This is a genomic window from Xanthomonas sp. NCPPB 3442 (assembly GCF_056725145.1).
On record NZ_CM161514.1, the window covers coordinates 1 to 14244 of the forward strand.

Below are 14244 nucleotides of genomic sequence, written 5' to 3' on the forward strand. Positions count from 1 at the left end.
ATGGATGCTTGGCCCCGCTGTCTGGAACGTCTCGAAGCCGAATTCCCGCCCGAAGATGTCCACACCTGGTTGAAACCCCTGCAAGCCGAAGATCGCGGCGACAGCATCGTGCTGTACGCCCCGAACGCCTTCATCGTCGACCAGGTTCGCGAACGGTACCTGCCGCGCATCCGCGAATTGCTGGCGTATTTCGCCGGCAACGGCGAAGTCGCGCTGGCGGTCGGTTCGCGTCCACGTGCGCCCGAGCCGGCCCCCGCAGCGGCGGCGGTGCCAAGTGCGCCGCAGGCTGCGCCGATGGTGCCGTTCGCCGGCAACCTGGATTCGCATTACACCTTCGCCAACTTCGTCGAAGGCCGCAGCAACCAGCTGGGTCTGGCCGCCGCGATTCAGGCGGCGCAGAAGCCCGGCGACCGCGCGCACAACCCGTTGCTGCTGTACGGCAGCACCGGCCTGGGCAAGACCCACCTGATGTTCGCGGCCGGCAATGCGCTGCGTCAGGCCAATCCGGCCGCCAAGGTGATGTACCTGCGTTCGGAACAGTTCTTCAGCGCGATGATCCGGGCGCTGCAGGACAAGGCGATGGACCAGTTCAAGCGCCAGTTCCAGCAGATCGATGCGCTGCTGATCGACGACATCCAGTTCTTCGCCGGCAAGGACCGCACCCAGGAAGAGTTCTTCCACACCTTCAACGCGCTGTTCGATGGCCGCCAGCAGATCATCCTGACCTGCGACCGCTACCCGCGCGAAGTGGAAGGCCTGGAGCCGCGCCTGAAGTCGCGCCTGGCCTGGGGCCTGTCGGTGGCGATCGACCCGCCGGACTTCGAAACCCGCGCGGCCATCGTGCTGGCCAAGGCACGCGAGCGCGGCGCCGAAATTCCCGACGACGTGGCATTCCTGATCGCCAAGAAGATGCGCTCCAACGTGCGCGACCTAGAAGGCGCGCTCAACACCCTGGTGGCGCGTGCCAACTTCACCGGCCGCTCGATCACGGTGGAATTTGCCCAGGAGACGCTGCGCGATTTGCTGCGCGCCCAGCAACAGGCGATCGGCATTCCCAATATCCAGAAGACCGTGGCCGATTACTACGGCCTGCAGATGAAGGACCTGCTGTCCAAGCGGCGCACCCGCTCGCTGGCGCGCCCGCGCCAGGTGGCAATGGCGTTGGCCAAGGAGCTCACCGAGCACAGCCTGCCGGAGATCGGCGACGCGTTCGCCGGCCGCGACCACACCACCGTGCTGCATGCCTGCCGGCAGATCCGCACGTTGATGGAGGCCGACGGCAAGCTCCGCGAGGACTGGGAAAAGCTGATTCGCAAGCTCAGCGAGTAGGCCATCGGCTGCCATCGGCGCCAGGCTGGAAAAAAGCGTGGAAACGTTGGGGTCAAATGCGGGAGAATCTGTGGATAACGTTGCACCGCAGTCCGGCTGGGAAACTATCCACAGGTTTTCCGACCAGCTCAGGCGCACTAGTCCAACGCGTTTCAGATGCTGAAATGTCTTTGGAAACAAATAGTTACGGTGGTTATCCGCTGAAAACGGCCCTACCATCACCACCAAGCTTTTGATTTATTCCATATCTTTTAAAGCATAGGGGCACGGAACCACATGCGTTTTACACTGCAGCGCGAAGCCTTCCTCAAACCATTGGCACAAGTGGTCAATGTGGTCGAACGCCGTCAAACCCTGCCCGTCCTGGCCAACTTGCTGGTCCAGGTCAAGGACGGACAGGTCTCGTTGACCGGCACCGACCTGGAAGTGGAAATGATCTCGCGCACGCTGGTGGAGGACGCGCAGGACGGCGAAACCACGATTCCGGCGCGCAAGCTGTTCGACATCCTGCGCGCCCTGCCCGACGGCAGCCGCGTCACCATTTCGCAGACCGGCGACAAAGTCACCGTGCAGGCCGGGCGAAGCCGCTTCACCCTGGCGACCTTGCCGTCCAATGACTTCCCGTCCGTGGACGAGGTCGAGGCGACCGAGCGCGTCGTGGTGCCCGAAGCCGGCCTCAAGGAGCTGATCGAGCGCACCGCGTTCGCCATGGCCCAGCAGGACGTGCGCTACTACCTCAATGGCCTGTTGTTCGACCTGCGCGACGGCTTGCTGCGCTGCGTGGCCACCGACGGTCATCGTCTGGCGCTGTGCGAGATGGAGCTGGAGAAAGCCGGCGGCGCCAAGCGCCAGATCATCGTGCCGCGCAAGGGCGTGACCGAGCTGCAGCGTTTGCTGGAAGGTGCCGATCGCGAGGTCGAGCTGGAAGTGGGACGTAGCCATATCCGCGTCAAGCGCGGTGATGTGACCTTTACGTCGAAGCTGATCGACGGCCGGTTCCCGGACTACGAGGCAGTGATTCCGATCGGTGCCGATCGTGAGGTCAAGGTGGATCGTGAAGCGCTGCGCGCGTCGCTACAGCGTGCCGCCATCCTGTCCAACGAGAAGTACCGCGGCGTCCGTGTGGAAGTGTCGCCGGGTCAGCTGAAGATCAGCGCGCATAACCCCGAGCAGGAAGAAGCGCAGGAAGAGATCGAGGCCGATACCAAGGTCGACGACCTGGCTATCGGCTTCAACGTCAACTATTTGCTCGACGCGCTGTCGGCATTGCGCGACGAGCACGTGGTGATCCAGCTGCGTGATGCCAATTCGTCTGCATTGGTGCGTGAGGCCAGCAGCGAGAAGTCGCGCCATGTGGTGATGCCATTGCGTCTCTAACGCTTCGTTCCACGTGGAACACGCAAAAGCCCGGCATCTGCCGGGCTTTTTGTTTGCGCCATTCGGGGGCTTGTTGTGTGTAGATAAGCATCGCGGCCAAGTCGTCTGTGGCGACCAAATGGGGCGTGGGTCGAGCTATGGCGCCTGTGCATGATCTGAAGGGATAAAGCGCTGACGTAAGCGTGGGAGCTATGCCTTCGATCCGATCGATCGACCAAACGCGCTCCACGCGCTTGCCACGGCGCTGCTGTGTTGGCTGGACATCGGCGCCAGGGTTGAGACGCGGTACACATCGAGTTTCAGAATCCACATGGGACGGCCGCGGATCCAGCTCCGACTTGGTCGAACGTCAGGACAAGACTCACCGCGGCGCGTACGTGGGTCCTTTACGGCCTGTTGCCGTCGCCACGCCTCTTCGCGTTACGTCAGCAGTGTCCTGAAATTTTGGACGGGCCTGGCACCTGGCGACTCAGCGAGGTCCGAAAGTCTCAACGTGGCCGGAGCCGAGCCTGATTCATGCGCCCTGTCTTTGGCCGTCGAGCTGGCCTGGTCCGGGACACAGCGAAAGCAGGCAGAGAACAAGACATCTTCTCTCTCATGCGCCGTTGGGTTTAAAACTCTGCTCGTTCAACCTGAACAAATTCAGTCCAAGGTGAACCGACTGATTTGCTATCGCACCATGTCGGCGAGATCTAGCGTTCAGCTGTTCAGCTCCCTACTGTTTTTGACTTATGCACATAGCGCTTTGCTTTTAAATCTATAAATAACTTAAGAGCTTTGTGGTGATGGTAGACGCAGATTTCGCGTAAAAACACCTCAAGTGATTGTTCTTAAAGGAAATTAGCGGGTCGAAACCCTGTGTTTATCGACCTGTTTTACGGCTTACAAGCTGTGGATAAGCAAAAACACCGCCCTCGGCCCCTTTTTTGTCCACATGTTATCCCCTGCCTATCCCGCCGTTGTGCCGGCCACAACTGCGCGCGTTTCATGCCGATCCCGTATCCTTCGACCCGACCGGCATGCCGGATTACAGCCCGGAGCACACCGATCGATGCATGTAGTGCGGTTGTCCATTCATCGGCTTCGCCGGTTTCACACGGTCGAGCTTCATCCCTCCAGTACCTTGAATCTGCTGACCGGCGACAACGGTGCGGGGAAGACCAGCGTGCTCGAAGCGCTGCATCTGATGGCCTACGGCCGCAGCTTCCGCGGGCGCGTCCGTGACGGCCTGATCCAACAAGGCGCCAACGACCTTGAAGTTTTCGTGGAATGGAAAGAAGGCAACGGCGCTGCGGGCGAACGGACGCGTCGAGCCGGCCTGCGTCATAGCGGGCAGGAATGGACGGGACGTCTGGATGGTGAAGACGTGGCGCAGCTTGGCGCGCTTTGCGCTGCGCTGGCAGTGGTGACGTTCGAGCCCGGCAGCCACGTGCTGATCAGTGGCGGTGGCGAACCTCGCCGCCGCTTCCTGGATTGGGGCCTGTTCCACGTGGAACCCGATTTTCTCACTATGTGGCGCCGCTACGCCCGGGCGCTCAAGCAACGTAATGCGTTGCTGAAACAGGGCGCGCAGCCACGCATGTTGGACGCTTGGGACCACGAACTTGCCGAATCCGGCGAGAGCCTGACGTCTCGGCGCACGCGCTACCTGGAACGCCTGCAGGAGCGGCTGGTTCCCGTGGCAGATGCGATCGCGCCCGCGCTGGGACTGTCTGCGCTGACGTTCGCTCCCGGCTGGAAGCGCCACGAGGTCTCGCTGGCAGACGCCCTGCTGCTTGCGCGCGAACGCGATCGCCAGAATGGCTACACCTCGCAAGGCCCGCACCGGGCAGATTGGGTGCCCAGCTTTCAGGCACTCCCTGGACGGGACGCGCTTTCCCGGGGACAGGCCAAGCTCACCGCCCTCGCCTGCCTGCTCGCACAGGCGGAGGACTTCGCCTACGAACGCGGCGAGTGGCCGGTCATCGCCCTGGATGATCTGGGCTCGGAGCTGGACCGGCACCATCAGGGGCGTGTGCTGCAGCGGCTCGCGTGCGCGCCGGCACAGGTGCTCATCACCGCAACCGAAACCCCGCCTGGCCTTGCAGATGCCGGCGCACTATTGCAGCAGTTCCACGTGGAACACGGCCACATTACGCGACAGGCAGCGGCCCACTGAGCCGCGACGGCCGGCTCGTGCCGGGTATAATTTGCTCGCTATCCCCCTTTTCCCACGGTGCGGAGCGGCTATCGCCGCCTTCGCCCGTGTTGTGGAGCCAACGGCACGCGCATGACCGACGAACAAAACATCCCGCCAACACCCAACGGCACCTACGACTCCAGCAAGATCACCGTGCTGCGTGGCCTGGAGGCCGTCCGCAAGCGCCCCGGCATGTATATCGGCGACGTCCATGACGGCACCGGCCTGCATCACATGGTGTTCGAGGTGGTCGACAACTCGGTCGACGAAGCCCTGGCCGGGCATGCGGACGACATCGTGGTGAAGATCCTGGCCGATGGCTCGGTGGCGGTCTCCGACAACGGGCGCGGCGTGCCGGTCGACATCCACAAGGAAGAAGGCGTCTCGGCGGCCGAGGTGATCCTCACCGTGCTGCACGCCGGCGGCAAGTTCGACGACAACAGCTACAAGGTCTCCGGCGGCCTGCATGGCGTAGGCGTCTCGGTGGTCAACGCATTGTCCGAGCACTTGTGGCTGGATATCTGGCGCGACGGCTTCCACTACCAGCAGGAGTACGCGCTGGGTGAGCCGCAGTACCCGCTCAAGCAGCTGGAAGCCTCGACCAAGCGCGGCACCACGCTGCGCTTCAAGCCGTCCGTGGCCATCTTCAGCGACGTCGAGTTCCATTACGACATCCTGGCGCGGCGCCTGCGCGAGCTGTCCTTCCTCAATTCCGGCGTCAAGATCACCTTGATCGACGAGCGCGGCGAAGGCCGTCGCGACGATTTCCATTACGAAGGCGGTATCCGCAGCTTCGTGGAGCATCTGGCGCAGTTGAAGTCGCCGCTGCACCCGAATGTGATCTCGGTGACCGGCGAGCACAACGGCATCATGGTGGACGTGGCCCTGCAATGGACCGACGCCTACCAGGAAACCATGTACTGCTTCACCAACAATATCCCGCAGAAGGACGGCGGCACCCACCTGGCCGGTTTCCGTGCGGCGCTGACGCGTGTGCTCAGCACCTACATCGAACAGAACGGCATCGCCAAGCAGGCCAAGGTCGCGCTGACCGGCGATGACATGCGCGAAGGCATGATCGCGGTGCTTTCGGTCAAGGTGCCCGACCCCAGCTTCTCTTCGCAGACCAAGGAAAAGCTGGTCAGCTCGGACGTGCGCCCGGCGGTGGAGAACGCCTTCGGCGCGCGCCTGCAGGAGTTCCTGCAGGAGAACCCGAACGAAGCCAAGGCCATCACCGGCAAGATCGTCGATGCCGCGCGCGCGCGCGAAGCCGCCCGCAAGGCACGCGACCTGACCCGCCGCAAGGGTGCGCTGGACATCGCCGGCCTGCCGGGCAAGCTGGCCGACTGCCAGGAAAAGGACCCGGCGCTGTCGGAACTGTTCATCGTCGAGGGTGACTCGGCGGGCGGTTCGGCCAAGCAGGGACGCAACCGCAAGAACCAGGCCGTGCTGCCGCTGCGCGGCAAGATCCTCAATGTCGAACGCGCCCGCTTCGACCGCATGCTGGCCTCCGACCAGGTCGGCACGCTGATCACTGCGCTGGGCACCGGCATCGGCCGCGACGAGTACAACCCGGACAAGCTGCGCTACCACCGCATCATCCTGATGACCGACGCCGACGTGGACGGCTCGCACATCCGCACCCTGCTGCTGACCTTCTTCTACCGGCAGATGCCGGAGTTGATCGAGCGCGGCTACATCTACATCGGCCTGCCGCCGCTGTACAAGCTGAAGCAGGGCAAGAGCGAGCTGTATCTGAAGGACGACGCGGCGCTCAACGCCTACCTGGCCAGCAATGCGGTCGAGGGCGCGGCGCTGATTCCGGCTACCGACGAACCGCCGATCACCGGCGAAGCGCTGGAGAAATTGTTGATGCTGTTCACCAGCGCCAACGAAGCGATCGCGCGCAACGCACACCGCTACGACCCGGCCCTGCTCACCGCGCTGATCGACCTGCCGCCACTGGATGTGGAAAAACTGCAGGCAGAAGGCGACCAGCATCCGACCCTGGATGCACTGCAGGCAGTGCTCAACCGCGGCACCCTGGGTACCGCGCGCTACCAGTTGCGCTTCGACCCCGGCAGCGAGAACGCGCCTGCCACCCTGGTGGCCATCCGCCGCCACATGGGCGAAGAGTTCACCCAGGTGCTGCCGATGGGTGCGTTCGAAAGCGGCGAGCTGCGTCCGCTGCGTGAGGTCTCGCTGGCCTTGCACGACCTGGTGCGCGAAGGTGCCCAGATCGTGCGCGGCAACAAGAGCCACCCGATCACCAGCTTCGCGCAGGCCCATGCCTGGTTGCTGGACGAGGCCAAGAAGGGCCGCCAGGTGCAGCGCTTCAAGGGCCTGGGCGAAATGAATGCCGAGCAGCTGTGGGAAACCACGGTCAACCCCGACACGCGTCGCCTGTTGCAGGTGCGCATCGAGGACGCGGTGGCCGCCGACCAGATCTTCAGCACCTTGATGGGCGATGTGGTCGAGCCACGCCGCGACTTCATCGAGGACAACGCGCTGAAGGTGTCCAACCTGGATATCTGAGGCACCCGCATCGGCCGACACGTCGCAACCGCGGCGTGGTGGCCGGTGCGGTGTTCGCAGGATTGATGATGCGCACCGATCTTCCACCGCCCCCGGCACCATGCACGGTTGCCGGCAAGCCGCCGTTGCTGCCCGTGCTCGTGGGTTTCTGGGTCGACGTGCTCATCGCCGCCGGCCTGCTGTTGACCCTCAGCGTGGCCGGCTTTGCGTTGTGGGGCGCGGTGCGTGGCTTTGGCCACGTACAGGCGGCCAAGGCGCAGGGACTGACTCCCTCGCCCACCGAGGTCATGGCCGCCATTGGCCAACCCGGCGTGATGGTGCAGCTGCTCACCGCCTTGGTCAGCACGGCCACGCCGGCGCTGCTGTTGTACTACTGGCGCCGCCGCGCCACCGCTGCCGAACAGACCGCCTCGCGGGCTGCCGCGCGTCGCGCCTCCACCTGGGGCTGGACCGCGCTGGTCGCCGCCGCAGTGTTCCTGCTCAGCAACCTGGTCAGCGTGGCGGCTTCGGCGTTAGGCATCAAGCCGGTGCCCACCAACCTGCCGTTGATGGAAGACGCGCTCCAGCAGTGGCCGCTGGCACTGACGCTGTTTGCGGTGGTCATCGCGCCGGCTTACGAAGAACTGCTGTTTCGTCGCGTGCTGTTCGGGCGCCTGCTCGCTGCCGGCCGCCCCTGGCTGGGCATCGTGCTGAGCGGGGCGATTTTCGCGCTGGTGCACGAAGTACCCGGCATCAGCGGCAACGGCCCGGCCGCGATCGCGCAGCTGTGGCTGGTGTACGGCAGCATGGGCGCGGCGTTCGCATGGCTGTACTGGCGCACCGGTACGTTATGGGCGCCCATTGCCGCGCATGGCATCAACAACACCACGGCCCTGGCAGCGCTGTACTTTTTCGGGCTTGGCTGAGTCCACAAGCGGTCAGATGCGAGAACCCAGCCGCAGCGGCGCGGCGCCTGGGCACCGAATGGATCCGCACGCTTTGGACAGCCGATCGCCCCGGCTGGGCACGCGTCATCGGCCGCACGGAACCGTTTGACGAAAAGTTAAGACGAGCCTGCCAGAATGCCCCCATGGTTCTAGGGGGATCGAATGAAAGCTAGGCTGTTGATCGTTGTTGCCGTGCTTGCACTGACGGCGTGTGCCACCACAACTTCGCCAACCGGCCGCCGACAGGTGGTGGGCGGGGTATCGCAACAGCAATTGGACCAGTTGGGCGCGCAATCCTTTGCGCAGACCAAGGCCAAGGAAAAAGTCAGCACCGATGGCAAGCAGAACGCCTACGTGCAGTGCGTGGTCAATGCGCTGGTGGCACAACTGCCGCCGCAATGGCGCGAAACCAAGTGGGAAACCGCGCTGTTCGTGGACAACGAAGCCAATGCCTTCGCCCTGCCCGGCGGCAAGGTCGGTGTCAACACGGGCATTTTCACTGTCGCCAAGACCCAGGATCAACTCGCCGCCGTGCTCGGGCATGAGATCGGCCATGTCATTTCGCGCCATCACGAAGAGCGCATCACCCGTCAGCTCGGCGCGCAGACGGGCCTGGGCATCATCGGCGCACTCGCCGGCGCCGCCTATGGCGACGGGGCGGCCAGCGCGGTCAATCAGGTCGGCGGTATGACTGCCCAGACAGTGTTCCTGCTGCCCGGCTCGCGGACCCAGGAAAGCGAAGCCGATGTGGTCGGCCAACGTCTGATGGCCCAGGCCGGCTTCGATCCGGCACAGGCGGTGACGCTGTGGCAGAACATGATGGCCGCCAGCGGCAATCGCCAACCGCAGTGGCTGTCGACCCACCCCGACCCTGCCAACCGCATCCGCGAACTGCAGGCCGACGTTGCCCAGCTCGAACCGGTGTACCAGCAGGCCAGGCAGAGCGGGCGCGTGCCGCGTTGTGGCTAGTGCTGCTGACGACATCCGTGCGGCCGCCGTCAACCTGGACGAACACCGATTCGATGCGGCGCTTGCCCGCCTCCCCGCGTGGCGCACGCGTCGCTCCACCGGTCAAGGCCTGTTAGCGACGCTTAGACATCGGTTTCCCGCTTCTGATTGCCGCAACACAACATGGAAACCGTTTTCGGGAACTGAGACTTTCTGCTAAGTTTGCCGGCTCAGATTTTTCGTACAGCGCCCATTCCGCTTTTCGTACCGCCCGACGGCGGATCGTCCGAGGTGAAACATGAAACTGCTCAACCGCAAGCAAGCCCTGTTGTCCCTGTTCATCGCCGCGTCGCTGGGTGGGGCTGTCGTCACCGATGCGGTCGCGCAGTCGGACCGTTCCTCCGAACGCGCCAGCCGCAAATCCAAGAGCGGCAAGGCCGAAGAGCTGTACCCGCAGTCGACCCGCCAGGCACCGACGATCAAGCCGTCCTCCAAGTTGAGCAGCAAGCTGCAGAAGCTGATCGAAACCTTCAACAAGGGCGAGGACTACCAAGGCGTGCGCACCCAGGCCGATGAGATCCTGGCCAACAGCGCTGCCAACGACGCCGACAAGGCGCTGGCGGCCCAGCTGGCCGCGCAGGCTGCCTACAACCTGGACGACACCGCCGCTGCCAAGAAGTACCTGCAGCAGGCCATCGGCCTGAACGCGCTGGACAACAACGGCCAGTTCCAGTCGATGCTGATGCTGGCGCAGTTGCAGATGCAGGACGACCAGCAGGCCGAGGGTCTGGCCACGCTGGACAAATATCTGGAAGAGAGCAAGTCGCAGCGTCCGGAAGACCTGATCCTCAAGGGCCAGGCGCTGTACCAGACCGAGCGCTACAAGGAAGCCATTCCGGTGTTGAAGCAGGCCATCGCTGCCTCGCCCGAGCCCAAGGACAGCTGGAACCAGCTGCTGATGGCGTCCTACGCCGAAGCTGGCCAGACCGGTGAGGCCGTTGCGGCCGCCGAGGCGCTGGCCGCCAAGACGCCCAACGACAAAAAGGCGCAGCTCAACCTGGCCAACATGTACATGCAGGCCGACCAGATGGACAAGGCCGCAGGCGTGATGGACAAGCTGCGTGCCTCCGGCCAGTTGACCGAAGAAAAGGAATACAAGCAGTTGTATTCCATCTACGCCAACACCGAGAACAAAGAAAAGGACGTCATTGCCGTCATCAATGAGGGTATGCAAAAAGGCATCCTCAAGCCCGATTATCAGACATACCTTGCCCTGGCCCAGTCGTATTACTACAGCGACGATGTCCCGAAGGCGATCGAAAACTGGCAGAAGGCCGCACCGCTTTCCAAGGATGGCGAGACCTATTTGAATCTGGCCAAGGTGCTGCATTCGGAAGGTCGCATCCCCGAGGCCAAGCAGGCCGCACAGCAGGCGATCGCCAAGGGTGTTAAAAAACCCGAAGACGCCAAGAAGATCATCAACCTGAAGTAAAAAAAGAAAATAAACCCCCGAAATCCCTGTGTTTTTAGTGGTTACAGGACTCGGGATTGGTATAAGCTTGGGAGTTCCTGCGGTGTCAAAGCCGTCCGAAAACCTGGGGATCATCACAGTGATCCGGGCCCCCACTGAAAGAGCCATTGGCGCATGACGGAACAACTCGTTATCCACAGGCATGACTACGATGCCGGGAACCAGGGTCTGAGCTGGGCCCGCATTATCGGCATTGCTTTTGTAATTGCTTTGCACCTCACTGCACTGATGATGTTGCTGATCCCTGCAGTGGCGCCGAAGGCTCCGGCAGAGAAGGAGCGCACCACCATGGTCACCTTGGTGGATGCACCGCCTCCTCCCCCGCCGCCGCCGCCGCCGCCGCCGCCGCCGGAAGACAAGCCGCCGCCGCCGGTCAAGAATCTGTCGCCGCCGAAGCCGTCACCGGTTCCGCCGCCGCCGGAAGCTCCGGTGGTCGACGTTCCCGAACCGCGTCCGAGCGATATCGTCACGCCGCCGAGCCCGCCGAGCCCGCCGGCTCCGCCGAGCGACATTGGCGCCAGCGTCGATATCTCGTCCAAGAACATGAACCCGCCGAAGTACCCGCCGGCTGCATTCCGTGCCGGTGTCCAAGGTGAGGTCATCCTGATCGTGGATGTGGATGCCAGCGGCAACGTGACCAACGTGTCGGTCGAAAAGTCCAGCCGCAACCGCGACCTTGACCGTGCCGCGATGGACGCAGCACGCAAGTGGAAGTTCAACGCTTCCACCGTCAACGGGCAGAAAGCCGCCGGACGTGTCCGCGTCCCGGTCAACTTTGCTCTGAACTGATCCCACGGGCCGGCCACGGTCGGCCCAGGATCCTGTCTTCCTTTCGCTCCACCCTTCATCACCACACACAACAAAGGTAAGCGTCATGCTGCAGGAATTCTTTATCGCCGCCGCTGCAGGGGGCTCCAATCCGTCGGCCGCTCTGTCGCAGATGGGCTTCGAGCACTTGATCACCGAAATGACTTCCAGCCCCGGCGACTTCGCCGTGTCCTGGGTCGTGTTGATCACCCTGATCGCCATGTCCGCTGCCTCCTGGTACTGGACTGTCATCAACATCTTCCGTGCCACCCGCCTGAAGAGCGCGGCTGACCGCGTCACCACCGCGTTCTGGGATGCCCCGAATGCACAGGACGCCATCCGCGCCATGGAAGAACAGCCGGCTTCCGAGCCGTTCTCGAAGATCGCGCTGGACGCCGCCCAGGCTGCTGCGCACCACCAGCGTGCCGAAGGCAGCACCGGTGGCCTGGGCGAGAGCCTGAGCCGTTCGGAGTTCGTCGACCGCGCCCTGCGTCAGGCCGTGACCCGCGAAAGCACCAAGCTGCAGTCGGGCATGACCCTGCTGGCCACCGTCGGTGCAACCGCACCGTTCGTCGGTCTGCTCGGTACCGTGTGGGGCATCTACGGCGCGCTGATCAAGATCGGTGCAACCGGTTCGGCCTCCATCGACGCCGTTGCCGGCCCGGTGGGTGAAGCGCTGATCATGACTGCGATCGGCCTGTTCGTCGCGATCCCGGCCGTGTTCGCGTTCAACTTCTTCTCCAAGGTCAACAGCTCGGTGATCGCCAAGTTCGACACCTTTGCCCACGACCTGCACGACTTCTTCGCCACCGGTTCGCGCGTTCGCTAATCCGGTCGTCAAGAACGCCTTCGCAACGATTTAGACGGAGCCCGTTATGGCCTTCAGTAGTGGAAACAGCGGTGGCCCGATGGCCGACATCAACGTGACGCCCCTCGTGGACGTCATGCTGGTGCTGCTGATCATCTTCATCATTACGGCACCGCTGATGTCCCATAAGGTCAAGGTGGAGCTGCCAGAGGCCAACTTGATCCAGAAGGAAGATGCGGAGAAACGCGCCGCGCCGATCACTCTGGCCGTCAAGGAAGATGGGTCGCTGTACTGGAACGACGAGCCGATTTCCAAGGAAGCCCTGGAGTCGCGCCTGTCCACAGCCGCACAGCAGACCCCGCAGCCGCCGCTCAACCTGCGTGGCGACCGCACGACCAAGATGCGTACGATCAACGAGATCACCAAGATCGCGCAGGGTCAGGGCATGCTGGACGTCGGTTTCGTTGCAACCAAAGTGAAGGGGCAGTAAGCCATGGCATTTAGTACTGGTGGAAGCCGTGGGCCGATGGCCGACATCAACGTCACGCCCCTCGTGGACGTGATGCTGGTGCTGCTGATCATCTTCATCGTCACCGCGCCGATCATGACCTACCCGATCGCCGTGGATCTGCCGCAGCGGGTGCTCAACCCGCCACCGCAGACGACCGAACCGCCGCCGCCGATCGAGTTGCGTATCGACGCCAGCAACCAGGTGTTCTGGAACAACAGCCCGACTCCGGTCGATGTGTTGCAACAGAAGATGGAAGAAGTGGTGCAGGCCGATCCGACCAATCAGCCGGAACTGCGCATCGATGCAAATCCGGATGCGGAGTACGAGGTGATGGCCAAGGTGCTGGCCGCTGCGAAGAACTCGCAGATGAAGAAAATCGGCTTCATGCAGCAGTAAACGTATCTGCAAGACCGCAACACAACAGTCATGACGCGACTGCAACGCCACCGGAAACGGTGGCGTTTTTTTATGTGTGCTTCGACCCAAGCGCGTTAATGGCAGCGCTTGTAGACCCTTCAGCGTCAAGCACCCATTGCCGAGCCGATGCCGTGCCGCCAGCGCGCCCGTACCCGCGTCGAGTTGCCGGTGCAGGTCGCAGGTGTGTGCTCGGCCGTGCAGCACCCACGATCACAGCACGGGAGGCAGTCATGGCTTTCAGTACGACAGGGGATCGGGGACCGCTGGCGGAGATCAATGTCACGCCGCTGGTGGATGTCATGTTGGTGTTGTTGATTATCTTCATCGTCACCGCACCGATGGTGACGCGGACAATCGCGGTGGATCTGCCGCAGCACAGTTCGCAAGTGACCACACGGCCGGAGCCGCCTGCACCAATCGCCTTGCGTGTGGATGCCGACGGACAGCTGTTCTGGAACGCCAACCCGGTGACCTTGCAGGAACTCCAGTCCAGGTTGATCGAGCAGATGCAGGCAACTGCAGGACATCAGCCGGAACTGCGCATCGCCGCCAGTGCGGATGCCGAGTATGCCGTGATGGCCAGCGTGCTGGCGGCAGCGAAGAACGCGTAAGCGCAGCGCATCGCCTTCGTGCAGTAGTTTCTGCAAGCGCGTATTGCGCTTGGCCAAGTGCAGTGCATGCAACAACGCACGATGCGGTCGCCCAGGCGCCGCATCGCGGCTTCGGACGCGACAGGTATGGGGAGTTAATCGAGGTTGTTTCTCACCGGCAGCAGCTGGCCGTCGCTAACCAGGCGCTCGTCGTGATGTTCCTGCGTAGCATCCACCACGCGAACGTGGTTGTCGCCAACCCGGGCATCGATCATCGATGCCGACG

General features: G+C 63.1%; 12 protein-coding genes. All 12 read left to right on the forward strand.

Annotated features, from left to right (window positions below; translation table 11 throughout):
* The 12 genes from dnaA to AC1POX_RS00060 all read left to right on the forward strand — a co-directional run bounded on the left by dnaA (nucleotide 1) and on the right by AC1POX_RS00060 (nucleotide 13979).
* Nucleotides 1–1329: a chromosomal replication initiator protein DnaA gene (dnaA, locus tag AC1POX_RS00005; RefSeq protein WP_008572980.1), complete on the forward strand. Its 1329-nt coding sequence runs from the start codon at nucleotides 1–3 to the stop codon at nucleotides 1327–1329.
* Between the two features lie 276 nt (nucleotides 1330–1605).
* On the forward strand, nucleotides 1606–2706 hold the full coding sequence (dnaN, locus tag AC1POX_RS00010) for a DNA polymerase III subunit beta (protein ID WP_005912436.1): 1101 nt from the start codon (nucleotides 1606–1608) through the stop codon (nucleotides 2704–2706).
* 1051 nt (nucleotides 2707–3757) lie between these two features.
* Complete coding sequence (recF, locus tag AC1POX_RS00015; protein WP_122272022.1) at nucleotides 3758–4864, forward strand: DNA replication/repair protein RecF; 1107 nt, start codon at nucleotides 3758–3760, stop codon at nucleotides 4862–4864.
* A 111-nt stretch (nucleotides 4865–4975) separates the two neighbouring features.
* On the forward strand, nucleotides 4976–7420 hold the full coding sequence (gene gyrB / locus AC1POX_RS00020) for a DNA topoisomerase (ATP-hydrolyzing) subunit B (RefSeq protein ID WP_008572975.1): 2445 nt from the start codon (nucleotides 4976–4978) through the stop codon (nucleotides 7418–7420).
* A 68-nt stretch (nucleotides 7421–7488) separates the two neighbouring features.
* Nucleotides 7489–8325 (forward strand): CPBP family intramembrane glutamic endopeptidase, encoded by an 837-nt coding sequence (locus AC1POX_RS00025; RefSeq protein WP_209261922.1) that lies wholly within the window; start codon nucleotides 7489–7491, stop codon nucleotides 8323–8325.
* Nucleotides 8326–8508: 183 nt separating this feature from the next.
* A complete protein-coding gene (locus tag AC1POX_RS00030; RefSeq protein WP_071117765.1) occupies nucleotides 8509–9315 on the forward strand; it encodes a M48 family metallopeptidase in 807 nt (268 codons plus the stop codon).
* A 277-nt stretch (nucleotides 9316–9592) separates the two neighbouring features.
* Nucleotides 9593–10786 carry a tetratricopeptide repeat protein gene (locus tag AC1POX_RS00035; protein WP_008572970.1) on the forward strand — a complete coding sequence of 398 codons (1194 nt, stop codon included), beginning with the start codon at nucleotides 9593–9595 and terminating at the stop codon, nucleotides 10784–10786.
* 153 nt (nucleotides 10787–10939) lie between these two features.
* Nucleotides 10940–11614 (forward strand): energy transducer TonB, encoded by a 675-nt coding sequence (locus AC1POX_RS00040; RefSeq protein WP_046735624.1) that lies wholly within the window; start codon nucleotides 10940–10942, stop codon nucleotides 11612–11614.
* An 85-nt stretch (nucleotides 11615–11699) separates the two neighbouring features.
* The gene (gene exbB, locus AC1POX_RS00045; RefSeq protein ID WP_005912445.1) at nucleotides 11700–12461 is read left to right on the forward strand and encodes a TonB-system energizer ExbB; all 762 of its coding nucleotides are present in this window, start codon (nucleotides 11700–11702) and stop codon (nucleotides 12459–12461) included.
* 46 nt (nucleotides 12462–12507) lie between these two features.
* Nucleotides 12508–12930, forward strand: coding sequence for an ExbD/TolR family protein (locus AC1POX_RS00050; protein ID WP_005912447.1), 423 nt, complete (start codon nucleotides 12508–12510; stop codon nucleotides 12928–12930).
* A gap of 3 nt (nucleotides 12931–12933) precedes the next feature.
* Nucleotides 12934–13347 carry an ExbD/TolR family protein gene (locus AC1POX_RS00055; protein WP_005912449.1) on the forward strand — a complete coding sequence of 138 codons (414 nt, stop codon included), beginning with the start codon at nucleotides 12934–12936 and terminating at the stop codon, nucleotides 13345–13347.
* Between the two features lie 251 nt (nucleotides 13348–13598).
* Nucleotides 13599–13979 (forward strand): ExbD/TolR family protein, encoded by a 381-nt coding sequence (locus tag AC1POX_RS00060; protein ID WP_218488971.1) that lies wholly within the window; start codon nucleotides 13599–13601, stop codon nucleotides 13977–13979.
* The last annotated feature ends 265 nt before the right edge of the window (nucleotides 13980–14244 follow it).

Excerpts from the sequence above, each read along its gene's own strand:
- exbB (WP_005912445.1), top strand. The coding sequence starts at position 11,700 with ATGCTGCAGGAATTCTTTATCGCCGCCGCTGCAGGGGGCTCCAATCCG.
- AC1POX_RS00025 (WP_209261922.1), top strand. The coding sequence starts at position 7,489 with ATGCGCACCGATCTTCCACCGCCCCCGGCACCATGCACGGTTGCCGGC.
- AC1POX_RS00035 (WP_008572970.1), top strand. The coding sequence starts at position 9,593 with ATGAAACTGCTCAACCGCAAGCAAGCCCTGTTGTCCCTGTTCATCGCC.
- recF (WP_122272022.1), top strand. The coding sequence starts at position 3,758 with ATGCATGTAGTGCGGTTGTCCATTCATCGGCTTCGCCGGTTTCACACG.
- AC1POX_RS00055 (WP_005912449.1), top strand. The coding sequence starts at position 12,934 with ATGGCATTTAGTACTGGTGGAAGCCGTGGGCCGATGGCCGACATCAAC.
- AC1POX_RS00040 (WP_046735624.1), top strand. The coding sequence starts at position 10,940 with ATGACGGAACAACTCGTTATCCACAGGCATGACTACGATGCCGGGAAC.
- dnaN (WP_005912436.1), top strand. The coding sequence starts at position 1,606 with ATGCGTTTTACACTGCAGCGCGAAGCCTTCCTCAAACCATTGGCACAA.
- AC1POX_RS00060 (WP_218488971.1), top strand. The coding sequence starts at position 13,599 with ATGGCTTTCAGTACGACAGGGGATCGGGGACCGCTGGCGGAGATCAAT.
- gyrB (WP_008572975.1), top strand. The coding sequence starts at position 4,976 with ATGACCGACGAACAAAACATCCCGCCAACACCCAACGGCACCTACGAC.
- AC1POX_RS00050 (WP_005912447.1), top strand. The coding sequence starts at position 12,508 with ATGGCCTTCAGTAGTGGAAACAGCGGTGGCCCGATGGCCGACATCAAC.
- AC1POX_RS00030 (WP_071117765.1), top strand. The coding sequence starts at position 8,509 with ATGAAAGCTAGGCTGTTGATCGTTGTTGCCGTGCTTGCACTGACGGCG.
- dnaA (WP_008572980.1), top strand. The coding sequence starts at position 1 with ATGGATGCTTGGCCCCGCTGTCTGGAACGTCTCGAAGCCGAATTCCCG.